Annotated in this window: 16 protein-coding genes and 1 tRNA gene; 12 read left to right on the top strand and 5 right to left on the bottom strand. The window is 37.6% G+C overall.

Annotated elements, in window-relative coordinates; all coding sequences use genetic code 11:
• Window positions 1–89: 89 nt before the first annotated feature.
• Entirely contained in the window at window positions 90–1190 is a 1101-nt protein-coding gene (locus SPK86_RS02080; protein WP_284139557.1) for an SDR family oxidoreductase, read from the bottom strand.
• Window positions 1191–1325: 135 nt separating this feature from the next.
• Between SPK86_RS02080 and SPK86_RS02075 the strand changes: the two genes are divergently transcribed.
• The 3 genes from SPK86_RS02075 (at window position 1326) to SPK86_RS02065 (ending at window position 3963) form a co-directional block, all read left to right on the top strand.
• Entirely contained in the window at window positions 1326–2405 is a 1080-nt protein-coding gene (locus SPK86_RS02075; RefSeq protein ID WP_284139556.1) for a sensor histidine kinase, read from the top strand.
• 14 nt (window positions 2406–2419) lie between these two features.
• Window positions 2420–3058 (top strand): response regulator transcription factor, encoded by a 639-nt coding sequence (locus SPK86_RS02070; RefSeq protein WP_284139555.1) that lies wholly within the window; start codon window positions 2420–2422, stop codon window positions 3056–3058.
• Window positions 3059–3144: 86 nt separating this feature from the next.
• A complete protein-coding gene (locus SPK86_RS02065) occupies window positions 3145–3963 on the top strand; it encodes a cytochrome c oxidase assembly protein (protein WP_284139554.1) in 819 nt (272 codons plus the stop codon).
• 155 nt (window positions 3964–4118) lie between these two features.
• Here the strand turns inward: SPK86_RS02065 and SPK86_RS02060 are convergent, their stop codons facing one another.
• Window positions 4119–4673 (bottom strand): hypothetical protein, encoded by a 555-nt coding sequence (locus SPK86_RS02060; RefSeq protein WP_284139553.1) that lies wholly within the window; start codon window positions 4671–4673, stop codon window positions 4119–4121.
• Window positions 4674–4905: 232 nt separating this feature from the next.
• Here SPK86_RS02060 and SPK86_RS02055 point away from each other — a divergent pair, with 232 nt between their 5' ends.
• The 4 genes from SPK86_RS02055 to SPK86_RS02040 all read left to right on the top strand — a co-directional run bounded on the left by SPK86_RS02055 (window position 4906) and on the right by SPK86_RS02040 (window position 9299).
• Window positions 4906–5838: an ABC transporter ATP-binding protein gene (locus SPK86_RS02055; RefSeq protein WP_284139552.1), complete on the top strand. Its 933-nt coding sequence runs from the start codon at window positions 4906–4908 to the stop codon at window positions 5836–5838.
• A gap of 11 nt (window positions 5839–5849) precedes the next feature.
• Window positions 5850–7100: an ABC transporter permease gene (locus SPK86_RS02050; RefSeq protein WP_284139551.1), complete on the top strand. Its 1251-nt coding sequence runs from the start codon at window positions 5850–5852 to the stop codon at window positions 7098–7100.
• Entirely contained in the window at window positions 7097–8203 is a 1107-nt protein-coding gene (locus SPK86_RS02045) for an ABC transporter permease (RefSeq protein WP_330948575.1), read from the top strand. Before SPK86_RS02050 ends, SPK86_RS02045 begins: the two co-directional genes overlap by 4 nt.
• Window positions 8204–8339: 136 nt before the next feature.
• Window positions 8340–9299 carry an alpha/beta hydrolase gene (locus tag SPK86_RS02040; protein ID WP_330948574.1) on the top strand — a complete coding sequence of 320 codons (960 nt, stop codon included), beginning with the start codon at window positions 8340–8342 and terminating at the stop codon, window positions 9297–9299.
• Window positions 9300–9472: 173 nt separating this feature from the next.
• Here SPK86_RS02040 and SPK86_RS02035 read toward each other — a convergent pair whose 3' ends face one another.
• From SPK86_RS02035 to dat, 3 genes are all read right to left on the bottom strand, one after another.
• Window positions 9473–10057, bottom strand: a complete 585-nt coding sequence (locus SPK86_RS02035) for a YdcF family protein (RefSeq protein ID WP_284139548.1) — start codon at window positions 10055–10057, stop codon at window positions 9473–9475.
• A 151-nt stretch (window positions 10058–10208) separates the two neighbouring features.
• A complete protein-coding gene (locus SPK86_RS02030) occupies window positions 10209–12212 on the bottom strand; it encodes a S9 family peptidase (protein WP_330948573.1) in 2004 nt (667 codons plus the stop codon).
• A gap of 299 nt (window positions 12213–12511) precedes the next feature.
• Window positions 12512–13387 carry a D-amino-acid transaminase gene (gene dat, locus SPK86_RS02025; RefSeq protein WP_330948572.1) on the bottom strand — a complete coding sequence of 292 codons (876 nt, stop codon included), beginning with the start codon at window positions 13385–13387 and terminating at the stop codon, window positions 12512–12514.
• A gap of 551 nt (window positions 13388–13938) precedes the next feature.
• Between dat and SPK86_RS02020 the strand changes: the two genes are divergently transcribed.
• The 5 genes from SPK86_RS02020 to trmL all read left to right on the top strand — a co-directional run bounded on the left by SPK86_RS02020 (window position 13939) and on the right by trmL (window position 18587).
• Window positions 13939–14012: transfer RNA gene (locus SPK86_RS02020), tRNA-Gly, on the top strand.
• Window positions 14013–14187: 175 nt separating this feature from the next.
• Window positions 14188–15885, top strand: coding sequence for an ABC-ATPase domain-containing protein (locus SPK86_RS02015; protein WP_330948571.1), 1698 nt, complete (start codon window positions 14188–14190; stop codon window positions 15883–15885).
• Between the two features lie 55 nt (window positions 15886–15940).
• Window positions 15941–17089, top strand: a complete 1149-nt coding sequence (gene queG, locus SPK86_RS02010; protein ID WP_284139544.1) for a tRNA epoxyqueuosine(34) reductase QueG — start codon at window positions 15941–15943, stop codon at window positions 17087–17089.
• Between the two features lie 109 nt (window positions 17090–17198).
• On the top strand, window positions 17199–18053 hold the full coding sequence (locus SPK86_RS02005; protein ID WP_284139543.1) for an amidase domain-containing protein: 855 nt from the start codon (window positions 17199–17201) through the stop codon (window positions 18051–18053).
• 60 nt (window positions 18054–18113) lie between these two features.
• Complete coding sequence (gene trmL / locus SPK86_RS02000; RefSeq protein WP_284139542.1) at window positions 18114–18587, top strand: tRNA (uridine(34)/cytosine(34)/5-carboxymethylaminomethyluridine(34)-2'-O)-methyltransferase TrmL; 474 nt, start codon at window positions 18114–18116, stop codon at window positions 18585–18587.
• Window positions 18588–18878: the final 291 nt, after the last annotated feature.

Here is an 18878-nt window from a genome sequence, read left to right as displayed (position 1 = left end):
CAGTAAATTCGGCCAAATGTCCTAAGTACTCCCCATTCAAAATCACCACGCTTATCGACAGCTTTTGCACGATAATGAATAACATCTGTTTACTTGATGTCGAGCTGCTTTGTATAATCGTGTTTATACTTTCGGTAATAATCAATCATTGGCTGTAATGTATTCTTTAAATCTGGACATTGTATGCCAGACCCCTCTAAATCAGCAAGTGTCTGTGAGCAGTCATAAGAAGAATGAATAAGAAAATAATCCATTGCTTCAGGCTCGGCTTTGAGCCATTTTCTTATTGGAGACAAAAGTAATGGCGCTTTTACTAATTGAACAGGAAGCTGTCCCTTTGGTAATTTTCCTAAATAGAATAGTGAAACCATTGACTGTATTTCACGCATCGAGTATGGATTTGGGTCTGTTAGATGATAGGTTTTTCCAGCTCCAATATCGTTCCATGAAAGGTAGCTCGTCGCTTCCAATACATAGTCGTAAGGAACAAAGTTTCCTTCTGGTGCTCCATCGCCAATAAAAGGAATGAAAGGCATTTTTTCCAGTTTATCTAATAAGTTCAGCATAAAGTATAACCCGTCAAACTTAATTGTTTTTCCAGTTTTTGCATGCCCTTTTACAATACCTGGCCGAATAATGGTAGTAGGGATATGTTGCATTACTTGACGTACAATCTTTTCTGCTTGGAATTTTGTATGCTCATAGTGATTCCGAAAAGACTGTCCCATATCAAGCTCGTGCTCGAAGATCTTTCCTTCACGCATCCCTGATACATAAGCGGTACTAAAGTAAACGTATCGTTTTATTTTTGGTAACGATTTGACCCATGCTGTAACATGTGCTGTACCATTGACATTTACTTGATAAGCTTGAGTCTTTGGAACAGCAAGATCATAGATGGCAGCTAAATGGAAAACATGAGTGACAGATTGTTCGATCTGCTGTTTCACTTGATGATCCATTGCTAAATCAGGCTCCGTAATATCCCCTTTCAATATCGTGATAAGGTCTTGAGGAAGTGCCGATGCTTGAAGCATATGGTTTATTTCTTTTTTAGCCACTGCTTCAAGATGAGGTAAGGAGAGAACATATATTTTTTCAATGTCCTCCTTATGATCGTTTAGTAACTGACGAATAAGACTAGAAGCTAAAAATCCTGGATAGCCGGTGATAAATACTGTGTTTTGCAAGTGAACGCCCCCTATTCTTAAAGACTTACTTGTAGTATACTATTTCATGGAAAATTAAGAAAATATTGATATGTGGTAGAGTAGTATATAACCAGTGGAAAATGATTAAACATTATTAATTAAAGGGTGCGTGAGATGAAAATATTTTGGCTACGATTTATGACGTTTTTTTCTTTATGGATCTGGGTGATTGTGCAAGCAACTCCCCCAAAGTCACTTAGTATTTTTGTTTTCTCAGCTGTTCTCGCGTTATATTTTTTTCTTTCTATGAAAAAGAATTCCTTTCTTATTCTCTTCGTGATGACCGTACTCGTATTCATTTATGGACTATTGATAGAACAAGCTTCGATTCATGCTATAATTCTATTACTCTATATCTTACTTGAAGCAGTATTTCAACTAAACACAAAAGAAAACAACAGCTTAATCTTAGTAATTAGTTTGTTTTCTGTCGTTCTCTTAATCATGAGCCAGGGGGATATAGTCGAACAATTGCTTTTCGTCGCTTTTTATTGTTTTCTAGTTTATAAACTTAATCATATGACTATGGAACGTTCTGGGCAGAGAGAGTTATATGACCAATTGTTAGTTGAATATAGGAAGCTAAAACGTATGCAGCTTGCTGCAACTCAGGATGCTCGTTTAGAAGAGCGTACGAAAATCGCGCGAGATATTCATGATTCTGTAGGGCATAAGCTGACAGCTATGATGATGAAACTAGAAATGCTTGCAATCGAAAGTGGTGATTCGAAGTTTAGAGAATTAAAAGAAATGGCACAGGATAGTCTAGATGAAACAAGAACGGCTGTAAAAGCATTGCAAGTTGAAGAAAATGAAGGGATAGCGTCTGTGGTACACTTAATACGCAAGCTTGAGTCGGAAAGTCATATTGTCGTGCACTTTACAATGAAGCAGGGAGTGTTATCTGTTTCACTAACAAATGAAAAAAGTGTAGTACTTTATCGTGTTATTCAAGAGGCATTAACAAATGCCATGCGTCATGCCCAAGCAAGAGAGATCCATGTTATTCTTGGTAGAGCAGCCAATGGAGATCTATCCTTTGTTATTAAAAATGCGGTTTTTGAAGCAAAGCCATTTGTACTTGGATTTGGTTTAACAACGATGAAGCAACGAGTGGAACACATTGCTGGTATGGTCACTATCCAGCAATCGGATCATGAATTTCAAATTATCGGTACACTTCCGATAACATAGGAGGGTTATCTATCATGTGGAAGGTTTTGCTTGTAGAGGACCAAGCGATTGTGAGGCAAGGATTAAAGGCAATCTTAAAGCAAGATGCGAATATCTCCGCAATACACGAAGCTACGAATGGCGTAGAAGCGATTGAAAAGATGAATGAGCATATCATCGATTTAATCATGATGGATATTCGCATGCCTTTTATGAATGGAATCGAAGCAACAATTAAAATCAAGGAAAAGTGGCCAAATGTTAAAATCCTCATTCTAACAACCTTTAATGATGAAGACTATGCCATGCAAGCTTTACAAAAAGGAGCAAACGGATTTTTACTAAAGACGTCTGATGCGAAAAAACTAACCGAATCAGTGCATAGCTGTATGAATGGGGGGCTACTGATGGATGCGGATGTAGCTGCAAAAATCGTTCCTCGCTTATTGAAAAGAAAACCTGAAAGCGTAGAATCTCTCGTTGAACTTACACCACGCGAACAAGCTATCTTACAATTAATTGGAGCAGGGATGACAAATAGGGAAATATCAGATGAATTGTTTTTATCAGTAGGAACGATTAAAAATCATATCACACAGATATTACAAAAGACTAATTTACGAGATCGAACACAACTAGCACTATACGCAGTAAAGCACGGTATGATTGAATAGCTACTAATTATATGCAAAATAAGTTAGTAGATTGATAAGAAAAAAACTGCATTAATCAATTATTCAACGAAATAGGTGGTCATAAAATGCTAGAAATTATGTTAGATGAGTTTCATTTTTCATCCTTATGGAATGGTGGAATATTACTGTTCACTTTGTTTGGTGCTATCATTTATTTATTTATGTTACCTAATGGAAAACATCATTCTATTTGGAAAACGATTGCTTTTTTAGGGGGACTCCTTATTTCGTTTTTAGCGATAGGAAGTCCATTAAATATCATTGCTAGAATTCAATTTAGTGCACATGTTTTTCAAATTGCGTTGTTATTTTTTATTGCCCCGCCATTGCTAGTTATCGGATTTAAGACAGAAATATTAAAACGGCTTTTTTCAATTGGAATCATCGCAAAAATAGCTAGATTTATCACACATCCTGTTGTTACAATCGGCGTGTTTTATTTATTGTTTTATGGATATCATCATCCACCGATCTTTGATTTCGCTAGAATGGATCTTTACTTAAACTACTTTTATTTGCTTGGCTTGTTTATAACGGCGATTTTACTATGGATACCGATTATCTATCCAAAACAGATGTCGATTCTGCAAAGAAGAATGTATCTTGTCGGTAATATTGCAGTTGTATTACCGTTAGCGGTGATTTTAATAACGGCTAAAGAAAGCTTATATACCATTTATTCAGACCTTGGCTTTTTTATCAAATCGCTTGAGGCATGTTTTCCAGCAGGGGAATCATTACCACCAGAGTATTTCCAAATGCTATTGCCATTTAATCCAGTAGAAGAACAATTTAAAGGTGGAATTGTGTTAATGGCAATTCAGTTTTTTATATTTGGGATGTTACTTGTTATATCTTTTGTACGTAACCGGAAGCAAATATAATGAATAATGATTAGAGTTGTGATTTAAAAATATAATGTTCATCTTTTTCAGGGGTTGTTCTATTTTAGGACAAGCCCTTTTTACATTAATCGCTGAAGCGCAGCTTATAGGATTTGCGGATGTGTTTCTTTTAAATGTTATGAAACCGAGAGCTTCTAATTATGAAGTTCATTCCTATGAACGTTTCTCATGATTTCTTTGGCAATCTGAGATATGGATAACCTGCCATCGACGATGAAATCAGAATTTGGTTTGACTGATTGCAGCATTTCAAGATACCCGCGTCTTCCTTGTGTTATGTAGTTATTGATTTCAATCAAGATATCTGATTTTGAACAATCGGTAAAGTCTCTCGAAATTCTTCTTGCTAAGGCAATATCCAAAGGGGTATCGACAAATATAGCATAGTCGATTAGCTTACGGAACTGCGCATTTTTATAAGCAAAGGGGTAATCCAGTATGATGTAATGGAGCGGTTCTTTTTGTAATCTTTTTAAATCATAGATGAAAGGAGACAAGTCCCAATCATTATAATTTGCTCCATCGTTTAACCAAGTGATAATATCTTTCGGACCTGTGAAATCATAATCATCAAAAAATAGTGCTTTCGTGTATGGTAATTGTTCCATTAAATAATTTACAGTAGCTGTTTTTCCTCCACCAGAAACGGCAGCTATCGCTATAACAATGGGTTTAATCGTTTCTTCCATTTGATCCTATCCTTCCTTTAAGCAGACATGCTCACATTGCTATACGATCATATGCATAGAAAAGATTCAGGAGTAAAGTAGATTGCCCGATTTATACGGTCGATTACCTCTTGGTAGTAAAAAGTGACGAAGGTCATTCGTGCAGCAAGTTTATTTATGACTACAGATAGTAGTGGTGTTTTTTTATGAATCGTAAAATAGAACTAGAACGAAGAAAGTGAGGAGGGAAAATATGCTTGAGCTCGCGCGTTTAACAAAAAGATACAAGCAACTTTACGCAGTAAAAGGATTGAATATGTTTATTGAAAAAGGGGAGATTGTTGGATTGCTTGGTCCTAATGGTGCTGGAAAGTCAACCGCCATTTCTATGCTTTCATCACTTATTGAGCCAACCGAGGGAGATGTGCGTTTTCATGGGAAAAGCATTTTAAAAAGCCCAGGGGAATTACGAAAAGTAACAGGAATAGTTCCGCAAGAAATTGCATTATACCCGGAATTATCTGCGGAAGAAAACTTACAATTTTTTGGAAGAATATATCAATTAAAAGGGAAGCAGTTAAAACAAAGAATAGAAGAAGTATTAGAGCTAATTGGCCTGCAGGAAAAAAGAAAAGAAGTGGTGAAAAAATTCTCTGGTGGCATGAAACGTCGTCTTAATATTGGTGTTGCGTTATTGCATCAACCATCACTTTTAATTATGGATGAGCCAACTGTAGGCATTGATCCACAATCGCGAAGCTATATTTTAGAAACGGTAAAGCGATTAAACGAGGAAAAGGGGATGACCGTATTATATACAAGTCATTATATGGAAGAAGTAGAATTCCTTTGTGATCGTATTTACATTATGGATAAAGGAAATTTAATTGCGGCAGGTACGAAAGAAGAAATTAAACAGATTCTTACTTCTGAAACAACGGTTCTTATTAAAGTAGAGCAGCTAAATGAAAAATTTGTGCAACGCTTGCAAGCAGAGCCTTCCATTCACCAGGTTAGCACGGGTGAAAATGAAGTAACGGTAATCGTGCCAAAAGAAATACCAGTGTTTAAGCTGATTTTGAATATAGCAGAGCATACAGATATTGAATTATTGTCGATAGAAATGAAGGCAACGACATTGGAAGATGTTTTCTTGCATTTAACAGGAAGAGCATTAAGGGATTAGGACGTGATCAGATGATTTGGCGAATAATTATTAAACAATGTCAGGTGTTGCTTCGTAATCCAATGCACTTGCTTCTTCTGTTCGGTCTACCATTGTTGCTTATTGTAATATTAGGAACTGCATTAAGTGGCGCGATGGGAGAAGATGTGAAGGATGTTCAAGTAAAGGTTGCCATGATAAATAATGATTCACCAGGGCTTGGATTACAGCAGCTTGTAGAAGAAAAAGATGTCTCTGCTCAAGAATTTGCTAAACTTCAAACAGCTGTGAAGCAGTATGCTATTCCGTCGCTATTGGATCATGCTGGAAAAGCGAATGCAACGTTGCTTACGAAAATAGATGATCGTGCGCCACAGAATAAACAAGCTATTCTTCAAGATGATAGCTATAGTGCATTAATTGAGATTCCGAAAAACTTCACCTATGATTTACTATCTTACATTTATTTTGATAAAGGATTACCTCCAGGATTGCAAGTATACATTAACGAAGGCTTGCAATTTGAGGCGAATACTATCTTGAACTTGTTAAATCAAATACAGGAAAGATGGACAGAGGAAAAGCTCTTTTTAAACAAAAATATCCAGCTTGAGCCGCAATATTATAAAGAGATGGAATCCATCGGACAGATTGAAAGTATGAACCAACGCGTTGTTACATCAAAAGGGTATTACACCATTGGAATGGCAGTATTAAATGTACTATTTATTGCAACAACAATCGGATTTTATGCATTTCAAGAAAAGCGAACCCATGTGTTTAACCGAATTATCTTAGCAAATGTTTCGAGGTGGACTTATTTTTCTGCTGTTTTTATTAGTGGAACATTGCTTGGATTTATCCAATTAGTCGTTATCTTTGGATTCTCCTGGATCGTCTATGGTGTATCCTGGCCAAACATTAGCGCTTTTTTAATCGTAACGTTGTTGTTAAGTCTAGCAGTTGGTGGCCTAGGAATGTTATTGACGGCAATTAGCTATCGCAATAATTCAGAAACAATTACGAGCTTTTTCTCATCCGTTGTTATTTACGTTATAAGTTTACTTGGAGGAAGTTTTTATCCTATCGGAGATTTTTCTCCATTGATCGAAAAAATTGGGGATTTTACTCCCAATGGTGCGGGAATGTCGGTTTATTTAGCGTTGCTACGGGGAGAAAGTCTCTCATCGGTTGCTAATAATTTGTTATTTTTAGTGCTCTTTATTATCGTGACGTGGTTTATTGCTGTAATAAGCTTTCCGAAAAGGGGGGAAGTGCTATGAATGGGGTTTTATTTGCAAAGATAAAGCTTTTTATCCGGACACCTTGGACGTTTGTTATTATGACAGCGATGACAATCTTGTTTACATTAATATTAGGAACAAGTAATCCAGCTACATTTCAAGTGCCAGTATATTCATTAGATAATTCGCTTGAAGACTCCTTGATTTATAAAGCGTTACAGGATAATAAATTTATTCAATTCCAATGGACATCAATGGAGAGCACAAAACAAAAAGTAAAGAAAGGGAAAGCGGAGTTAGGTGTAGAATTAAGCGCGAATGATTTTAAAATCTTAGTCGGAGTAAACTCACCCAAGGTTTCTATTGTTGAGCATACCTTGCAAGAGATTTACATGGATAAGCTGAAGCAGGAAAAAATGCTTAAAGGAATAAAGGATAAGAAAACGCGCATAGAACTAAAAGAGCAGTTGGAAGATATTGCAGCGCATGCGGTATTTCACATTCAAACAATGGAATTTAAAGGTGAAGAAGATTTTATTTACAATAATCTGTTTCAACGCGTTTTTGGATTTACATTATTTTTTGTCATTTATACGATTGCTTATAATGTATTCCATATATTAATTGAAAAGCGAGATGGGATATGGGATCGCATTATTTTATCACCGATTAAAAGGTGGGAGATGTATACAGGGAATTTGGTGTACAGCTTCGTTGCTGGTTATCTTCAGATAATAATTGTTTTCTTGATTTTTCATTTTATCGTAGGAATAGAATTTAATGCGAGTCTATGGAAACTGTTACTTGTGATGATTCCATATGTTTTTGCTATCGTAGCATTAACCATATTGATTACAGCCCTTGTAAAAACTGTACAGCAATTTAATGCGATTATCCCAATGCTTTCTGTTAGTATGGCGATGGTTGGAGGGGCCTTTTGGCCGATTGAACTAGTGCAATCAAAGCCATTATTAATGATTGCCGACCTTATCCCAATTACGTATGGAATGGAATTATTAAACGGGATAGCGATCTATAATTATTCGCTGGAACAATTATTTTCCCCTTTGAGCATATTATTGTTAATGGGTGTAGGAATGACTGGGATTGCCATTCATTTTATGGAGAGACGGTATATATGATTCTATTAAATGGCGAACCTTTCCACAGGTTCGTTCTTCCTACCATTTCAAATAACTACCATAGGAATGCATTGCATTTTTTTATATACTAGTATCATAGTATGCGGATATTTGGTTCCGAAAAGGGGAAACCAGTATGAAAAGAAAAAGAATATTTAAAATAATAGTAGGGTTATTAATCCTGCTATTCATAATAAATGTGGTAGCGAGCTTGTTTTTTTATAATCTAGCAATCAAGCGCGGGCCAAAGGATTTTCTATCAGATAATAAGGATTTAGAAGTTTCTGCCCAAGCGATGGAGACATTTTTAGCGGGAGATTGGCGCGACTGGGTTCGTGATCAGCCTTTTAAGGAAATGAAAATGACCTCGTATGACGGTTTAGCGCTAAAGGGCTATTTCTTAAAGGCAGAACAGCCAACGAATAAACTAGTTATCTTTATGCATGGGTATTTAGGAAATGCAAAGCAAATGGGTTTATACGGACAATATTATTATGAGCAATTAGGATACGATATTTTTATGGCGGATGCCCGAGGTCATGGTCAGAGTGAAGGAGACTACTATGGCTTTGGATGGCATGACCGTCTCGATTTAATTGACTGGACGAATAAACTCGTTGATCAGTTTGGTAAGAATACAGAAATTGTTTGGCATGGTTTATCGATGGGAGCAGCCACCGTGTTAATGGCTAGTGGGGAAGACACGCCGACTAACTTGAAGGCAATTATTGCAGACAGTCCATATTCCAGTGTTCATGATTTATTTGCATATCAAATGAAGCGGATGTTCCATTTGCCTGCCTTTCCATTTTTGAATAGCACAAGTGTTGTTGCAAAGCTGCGTGCAGGTTATTCATTAGAGGAGGCATCTGCTTTAAAGCAAGTAAAGAAGGCAAACGTGCCAATCCTTTATATTCATGGAAATGCGGATACGTTTGTACCAACGAGCATGACAGAGAAGCTTTACCAACAAACAAAAAGCCCTGCAACGTTATTAAAAGTAGATGGGGCGAATCATGGTGAAGCATTTGTAATAGCGAAGGAGGACTATATTAACGCATTACAACATTTTTTAGAAACCTATGTAGCCCGTTGAAGCACTAGAGCCCTAACAAAATACGTTAGTTATGATGAGCTTGTGCTTTTTTCGTATGATAATTCGTCACAAGAAGAAATCCGAACGATGATTCTGATTAATACTGAATCATCGTTCGGATTTTTATATGTTTATTTTGTCACAGTCTCTTCTTAATGTATTCTAGTAAACGTTTAATCACCGGTTAGCTTTAGTTTTAAAATGGCCGCATATTCACGTATATATAGCTTCCACTTAACAATATTCGGCGTTTTTGCTGCTAATGGATAGCCTTTTATGCCAACATCCTTTGCGTTTTCAATTGCGCGATATAGATGAAAGTCATTACTCGTAATAACAGCTTCTTCTATCCCATATAATTCCTTTACAAATGCTAGATTTTCATATGTGGATGTAGATTGATCCTCTACTAATATACGTTCTTCATCAATTCCTTTTTCAATAAAATATTGCTTTAAAGCTGCTGCTTCACTAATGTCCTCACCAGCTCCTTGCCCACCAGATGCAATGACCTTCGTTTGTGGGTTATCCTGTAAATAGGTTAGTGCTTTTTTTGCACGATACAAAAGGCTTAATGACATTTCATCGCCATTCACCTTCGCTCCTAACACAATGATATAGGGCATATCTTGTGGCGTAGTTCTATTGGCAGTTTTTTTGATTTGGACGTGTGCATATAAACAAAAAAGAAGCAGCGCAATTCCTACAATAATAATTATAATTGTCATTTTCTTTATCAAAGCTCCCATTGTTTTCATCGCCAGCCGATCCTAATCTGATTTTTATTTTAGCTTTATGCCATCTCGAACGAATAAGTAGTATTTCAATGGTTAGTGAGGTTTTAAGTCTCTTAGTTTTAAATAAACAACAGGAGGCAAAAATGCTGCCTTTCCTGTTGTTATATTTTGCTTAAAGGTAGGTTTCAAACCAACGGCAAATGTGCTGTAATCGTTCTATTCTTAATGCCGGTTTACCACTGCGACTAAGCTCATGATTCGCACCTGGAAAACGAACAAATTCTACTTCCTTTTTTAAATGCTTTAGTGTAATAAACAATTGTTCCCCTTGCTCAATTGGACAACGAAAGTCTAACTCGCCATGAAGAATTAACAACGGTGTCTCAACATTTTCCGCGTACTTTAAAGGAGAAAACTCCCATAGCTTTTTTGGATCGTCTAATAAATTATGTCCTAGCTCCCATTTCGTGAAAAAGAAACCAATATCACTAACACCGTAGAAGCTAAGCCAGTTACTGATTGATCGCTGTGTAACGGCAGCCTTGAACCGATTTGTATGTCCAACAATCCAGTTGGTCATAAAGCCACCATAGCTACCGCCTGTTACCCCAAGACGCTCTTTATCAATAAAGGAATATTTCTCAAGTACATAATCAACTGCACTCATCAGATCCGTGTAGTCTTTTCCACCGTAATCGGCACGACAGGCATCGACGAATTTTTGGCCATAGCCATGACTTCCGCGTGGGTTTGTATAAAGAACCACATAGCCCTTGGCAGCTAGTAGCTGGAGTTCATGAAAGAAGGTTTGACCGTACATTGCGTGTGGGCCCCCATGAATTTCTAGAACGAATGGATATTTCTTTTCTGCTTGGAATCCGTATGGTCGCAGCAGCCAGCCTTGAATTTCCCACCCGTCCTTTGCAGTGATCGTCATAGCTTCTGGCTCACTTAATGCCACTTCCTCTAGAAGAAGTTTATTCGCATCCGTAATTTGTTTTAGTTGCTTTTCCTTTGATAAATAATAAAAGTTACACGGGTCAGTTGGCGTACTAACACCTAGAATAAACCCTTCACTTTCTTCATGGTATGAAAATCCAAATACGTGATTGTTCTCGTTATAAAGTACATTTATTTCACCTTGAAGGTTCGTTTGGTAAAGACCAGTTGCCCCATAATATGTTGCAATAAAATAGAGTTGCTTTTCATCGGTTGACCAGATTGGTCCTGTTTCTGAGTCACCAAGACGTGTATCGCCAATCATTAAGTCGCCAAGCTGCATGTCCCAATGCTCGCTTAATGTTAGACGATTTCCAGATTGTCTATCAAAAATATATAGTTCACTTTGCGTTGCACCAGCATATGCTTGTTCGTGTCCAAAGCAAGCAATCTTTGTTCCACTAGGAGAAAAGCGCGCCTGAAAGTAAGAGCCATTTCCATCGGTTAATTTATTAACCTTTTTTGATTCTACATTCACAATATAAAGGTCATTCGTTAATTCATAATCTGCTTCCGAATTCAGGTTAGCGGTAAACAGAATATGCTTTCCATCTGGAGAAATATCTTGATAGGTATGATCTGCATCCGCAGTCGTTAATTGGATAAAAGCCTTTGTATCTATATCATATAAAACGATTTGACTTCTTTTTTCATCATGAAAACCTTGTGCGTCCGATTTATAACGTAATCGCTTAATAAGCAGTGGTTTTTTGGAAGTTTCTTCTTTTTCCTGTTTTCGTTCTTCTTCTGATTGCTCTTTCTGTTGCTGAACATCGTCATCTTTATCCAAGCTAGCCGTGAATATAATATACCTTCCATCCTTTGACCATTCTGGGTTAACCGCACCATTTTTAAAGGTTGTGATTTGTTGTGCTTCTCCTCCATCTGTTGAAAGTAACCAAAGCTGAGGAATACCGCTTTTATTAGATTGATAAACGATTTTTGTTCCATCTGGGGAAATACGTGGATGTATATTTTTATTGCTTGTGAATGTCCACTGTTTTTTGACGGTTTTTTTTAATGCTTGGGAATAAATTTGTGCTTCATATTCCTGTTCATCGTTTATTGTTGTGGACACATATAAAAAGCCATTCCCACTAGGTAAAAATTGAGGATCACTATATACCTCTATTTTTGTTAAATCTTCCGCTTGGATAGCACGTTTTGATTCTATCATCTGAATTCCCTCCAATTATTAAGAATTAATGCGAAGCGTTTAACTGATTTTAAGTGATGAAGCAATAGTTGTGAATGTTTGACCAGTTTGTCCTATCAAATGTTTTAGCCTCTAACACGCCCCGATGTGCTTGTTTTTACTTGTATTTATTATAATTATTTCGTTAGGAATCGTAATATTCCTTCTTCTTATCGCTGGTTTTACAATGAATAGGTATAATAAACCCCCAAAAGAAAGCTTCTTATCGCTAACTTTTGGGGGACATTCAATATGCTAGTTCTAGATTAGCCGTTTATTTCTTAATTGTGTGCAGAAACGGTTTGTTTTGTAAGATTTGCATCTTTTTCATAAGCTTGCTGTAAAAGGCGAGTAATCTTTCCAGGCTTTCCGTCCTGAACGAAATCCTGATTAACTTTTATAATCGGAAGTACTTCTGATGTACTACTTGTTAAAAATAATTCGTCTGCATCCGCGATATCTTCAAGTGTAAATGCTTCTTCAATAAGTGGAATATCTAGTTCTTTCGTAAAACGTTCTACAGCCATTCTTACACAGCCATGTAAGATATTTTTAGTGGCAGGATGGGTATAAATGGTTCCATCCTTTACAAGATAAACATTGGAGGAGCTACCTTCTGTAACTAGACCATTCTTATGAAGGATTGCTTCATAACAGCCGTTTTCTTTTGCTTCTTGCTTAGCCAGTACGTTTGGTAATAGGTTCAGGCTTTTAATATAGCAGTAATCCCAACGAATATCTTGTAGTGTAATGACGGATACACCGTTTTCGAGCTTAGCAAGGTTACGTGGTAAGTCTTGCACATAAGCGTAAATATTCGCATCGACATTTTCAGGGAATACATGATCTCGTGGAGCAGAGCCACGGGTTACCTGTAAATAGACTTTCCCATCTCCGTCCATACTATTTTTTTCTAATAACTCAAGTAATTGTTCTGTTAATTCCTTCTTTGTAAGCGGAAGTTTAATTTTTATCGCTTCAATGGAACGGAACAGTCTGTCTACATGCTCTTCTAATAAATAATATTTTCCTGCATAAATTCGGATTACCTCATATATTCCATCACCGAATTGCAGTCCTCGTTCCTCGAAAGGAAACTTTAAACTATCACGGTGGAGAAATTTAGATTGAGTTAAAATAACTGGATGTACGGACAAGCTTTTCGCCCCCTCAAGAATTTTAAATCTATTCTATACCTATCTATAGAGATTGTAAATATGATGCATGCCTTTAATTTATCGTATTCTTTATAATTTTGCATGTTCATTTTGTTTTTATGGGTAATTTGAATAAGTGTAGAAGTTTGTAAAAAAATGCGGAAATCCTATTGAAATATAAAATTTATTTTGCTATAATAAATTTTGTCGTTAAAAAACAAATTAAAAACCAATGCGGGTGTAGTTTAGTGGTAAAACCTCAGCCACGAGCAAATCTTCCGCTGAATAAACGACGAGTTGTCCCGAAGCATTCACATCACTGAGTAGGCAAGTAGATGCAGGGACATGTATTTGCGGGATTCCAATATAATTTTAAAGCTTATCTAACCAATGCGGGTGTAGTTTAGTGGTAAAACCTCAGCCACGAGCAAAGCTTCCGCCGAGTAAGCGACGAGTTGTCCCGAAGCATACCCATCACTGAGTAGGCAAGCAGATGCAGGGACATGTAAGTGCGGGATTCAAAATACAATTTCAAAGCCTATATAATCAATGCGGGTGTAGTTTAGTGGTAAAACCTCAGCCTTCCAAGCTGATGTCGAGGGTTCGATTCCCTTCACCCGCTCCATACATATGTCTTAACGCAGTGTTCTGTAACAAAACTTACGGGGCGTTGCGTTTTTAATTTTCCCCTTTTTTATAGATGTTTATATAAACTTTAGATATTTGTAATTCCTTTACTTGAATTACGCGATTTTCACATAGTATGCTAAGTCTACAATGTAACAAACGAGGTGAGCGGATTGAAAGAATTATGGAATAAGCTACAACAGTTAGATGGCAAAGGCTACAAAGCGTATAAAAGCATGCAAGGAAGCTATCGCTTTTCAAACTATGAGCTATGGATTGATCATGTTCAAGGTGATCCATTTGCAACTCCTTCTAAAATTCGTATCGTTATTTCAACTATTCAACGACATATTAAAGAAGAATGGCTACAAACCAAGTCTAGAAAAATAGCTGTTGAAGACGCCATTGCTAGAAGTGTTGGGCGGGCAGTTACAAGCATGGCTTATTCTGGAAAAGGATCAGGTAAGAGTGGTGCCATTTTCTTTGATACGCCTGGGCAGGAGGTAATCGAACGGACCTCAGTACAGCTCATGCCTGCTAAAACCACCATCTGTTTTTCAGTTAGTTTACCAGCAAATGGTCGAAGAATAAACGGAAAAGAAGCACGTAAACTGTTTGGCGATGCTATTCCTGAAATTTTGCAAAGCTCCTTTTTTACGAGAACGGATCAACAATTAACAGAAGCTATGCAGCTTGCAGATCAGCAGGAAGCAATTCGCAATGAAATGCGCCAGCATAATTGGGTTGCCTTTATAGCAAATGGCTCGATGCTTCCACGTGAAAGCGGAATTAGTAGTCGACCGTTAAAATCGGGAGTGCCATTTCAAAGTCCGCAAGAAAGCGAAGTATCTTTTTCAATTCCGCATCAGGAGGAAAAAATTACGGGTATGGCCATCCCACAAGGCATTACACTGATCGTTGGGGGAGGCTATCATGGAAAAAGCACGATACTCAAAGCAATGGAACGCGGGGTTTACAATCATGTGCAAGGTGATGGAAGAGAATTTGTTTTAACGGATCCGAATGCAGTGAAAATACGAGCTGAGGATGGCAGACAAATATCGAACGTAGATATCTCGCCATTTATTAATAACTTACCAGGGAAACAAGACACGGAGCATTTTTCTACGTTAAATGCGAGTGGAAGTACTTCTCAGGATGCGAGTGTAATAGAAGCTCTAGAGGCTGGAGCAACGACATTATTATTTGATGAAGACACGAGTGCAACAAACTTTATGATTCGTGACTTTCGGATGCAGCAGCTTGTAGCGAGAGAAAAAGAGCCAATAACTCCGTTTATCGATAAAATAAAACAGTTACAAGAGCTAGGTGTTTCTACGATACTTGTTATGGGTGGCTCTGGGGATTATTTTGCAGTAGCGGATCATGTCGTTTTGATGGATGAATATATTCCATATGATGCTACGGCAAATGTAAAGGAAATAATCAATACCTACCCACTACAACGTGAGGAGCAAGCGGATGAGAAATTTGGAAGAATTGCCAGTCGGCATTTTTCACAGTCATCGTTGCAAACGCGAAAAGGAAAGCGTTCAAAGATTCAAGCGAAAGGATTACACAGTATATTAATGGGAACAGGCTTTATCGAGTTTTCAGGAGTAGAGCAAATTGTTGATCGTTCCCAAACAAGAATGATTGCAGAAATCATTAGTTATTTGGATCGCACGAATGAACTTAATCAATCTCTTGCTAACCTACTAGATAGAATTGAAAAGCAACTAGATGAAAACGGTTTGGCATCTTTTACGGTATATGGAAATAAGCATCCTGGTGACCTCGCACGTCCTCGTCGACATGAGATTGCAGCTGTGTTCAATCGCATGCGAACTGCTCTTGTCATCCAAAGCTAGGAAAAGAACTAACCAATAAATAATCATACTTGGCATAAGAAAGGAGGGTTCTCAAGTGGATATCGATCAATTAAAAGAAGATATTATCGCCTATAGCAAAGAGCTTGGGATTGATAAAATTGGATTCACGACCGCTGATGTATTCGGTGAGCTGAAAGAACGCTTGCGAAGACAGCAAGAGCTTGGCTTCCAATCTGGATTTGAGAAAGGAACAATTGAGGAAAGAACAGAGCCGCAGCGGTTATTGCCAGAAGCACAGTCCATCATTGCAATTGCAATGGCATATCCGTCGCGCATCAAAAATGCTCCTAAAGGGACAAAAGCAGATCGAAGAGGAATTTTTTGCCGAGCATCCTGGGGTGTGGATTATCACATTGTCTTAAAAGATCGCCTAGAAAAACTGGCAGCCTTTATCCACGAGAAGGTTCCAGAAGTACAAACAAAGCTCATGGTTGATACTGGAGAACTCTCTGATCGTGCCGTTGCTGAGCGTGCTGGTATTGGATTTAATGGAAAAAACTGTTCTATTATTACACCTGAATTTGGATCTTTTGTTTATTTAGGAGAAATGATCACGAATCTTCCTTTTCCACCAGATCAGCCAATAGAAGATAGCTGTGGTGACTGTCGGAAATGTATCGACGCTTGTCCAACCGGTGCGCTCGTTCAAGGTGGTCAGTTAAATGCGCAACGTTGTATTGCATATTTAACACAAACAAAAGACTTTTTACCGGATGAATTTCGTGTGGAGATTGGAAATCGAATTTATGGCTGTGATACATGTCAGCAAGTTTGTCCACGTAATAAGCAGATCGATATGCATGTGCACAAGGAATTTGAGCCTGAGCCGGAGATCGCAAAACCAAAGCTAAAACCAATGCTGACAATATCGAATAAAGCGTTTAAAGAAAGGTTTGGTCATATTTCTGGCTCGTGGAGAGGAAAGAAACCGCTCCAACGAAATGCAATCATCGCGCTTGCTCACTTTAAGGATGAAACAGCCATCGAAGATTTAATTCAATTAATGGAAAAAGATCCTCGACCAGTGATTCGTGGTACTGCAGCATGGACACTAGGTAAGATCGGAACTGAGCGCGCATTTCAAGCGATTCAGACTGCAATGGAAAAAGAAACAGAAGATGCCGTGCTGTTCGAAATGGAAAAAGGACTCGAGTTTAAAACGCAGCATATAGGAAGTAATTAATTTAAGCAGGGTGCAAATAATAAAGCATTTTTTAATTGAATTGGTATGAAAATAGTTGCATGGAATACTGTCCCCTCTCCATATAGTAGAATTATGGAGGGGATTTTTAATGGAACAAATCAAACAAATATGGCTTGATATGTTTGCGAATAACGAGACACGGATGGAATGGTGGGAGAAGAAGCAGAAACTATTCGAGAAGCGAGAGGCCCGAATTGTAAGAATCCGAGGAAGCGGGCAAGTGTTTCATACGGTGAAACAAAAAAAACGAGAAGATATTTCTTATCTTTTTCATGTTGTTTATTTGATTAAACAAGGAGATTTTTTTTACCTGGAAGAGCAAATCACACCATACCGTGCGATTTTAGAAGATGGTGCATTGCTGCATCATATGGAAATAACAGAGGATAGGAAACAAACGGCTAAAGTTGATTTAAATGCAGAGAAACTATTGCGTTCAGATAAAGATGAACAGTCACGTTTTGCTTATAATAGACTTGCTGCAGTACAATATGCGGAGCGTTGGTGGAATAGCTATAACCCAGAATATCGGAGTTTTGATGTTGATTGTACGAACTATGTTTCGCAATGCTTAGCTGCAGGAGGAGCACCAATGTGGGGAGCACCCAACCGAGGGACAGGATGGTGGTACAACAATAATAGCTGGAGTTATAGCTGGGCGGTGGCACATTCATTAAGATGGTATTTAAGTGGTGCCAAAAAAGGTTTAAAAGGAACAGCAGTTGATCGGCCGGAAGAATTAATACCTGGTGATGTAATTTGCTATGATTTTCAAGGTGATGATCAGTGGGAACATAATACGATTGTCGTTGCAAAGGATGCGAATGGCATGCCACTTGTGAATGCGCATACGAATAATAGTCGACAACGTTATTGGGCTTATGAAGATTCGGCAGCTTGGACACCGAATATTAAATACAAGTTTTTTAGAATTGGCGAATAGTGCTATAATAAGAACATTGTAATGAGAAAAGTACTAGATATACAGCAAGGAGAATGAATGGTGAGTTTACACATTGTATTATATCAACCAGAAATACCTGCAAACACCGGAAATATTGCGAGAACTTGTTTAGCAACAGATACTACGCTGCATCTTGTGCATCCACTTGGATTTTCAACGGATGATAAAATGCTGCGTCGAGCAGGGTTAGATTATTGGAAGCATGTGGATATACAAGAGCATGATTCGTTAGAAGAGGTATACACTAAATTTCCACAAGGTGTATTTTATTATATTGAAAACTTTGGAGAAAAGCATTATACGGATTTTGATTTCAGCAATACAGATCACGATATCTTCTTTGTCTTTGGAAGAGAAACAGATGGAATTCCGCAGCGACTTTTAGAAGGAAAAGAAGAAAATGTCCTACGCATTCATATGACAGATAAGGTACGCTCGCTTAATTTGTCGAATACGGCTGCGATTATTATTTATGAGGCATTACGGCAGCAAGGCTTCCCTAGCTTAACTTAATCATTCTATTATAAGCCATAAAAAATAGCAGGCATCAATAGGTGCCTGCTATTTTTTATTGGTTATTTTTTGGTACACCAGGCTTTGCTTCATATCCTGATGTAAAGCAAGCAGTGATAAATACGATAGTCACTCCAATAATCAGTGCGAGTTTCATTTCCATATCCCCCTTTACGGATAAATGAAAAGGTATGTAGAATCACATTGCTTTCCGATATTCTTTTCCTATTATACAAAAAAAATACATCAATGTGAACCTTTCAGCAAATTTTGAACACGATTCTTGTGTAA

Origin of the sequence: Virgibacillus sp. MG-45 (genome assembly GCF_036409425.1) — a bacterium.
Classification (GTDB): Bacteria; Bacillota; Bacilli; order Bacillales; family Amphibacillaceae; genus LDC-1.
This window is presented reverse-complemented; position numbering and strand designations above follow the sequence as displayed.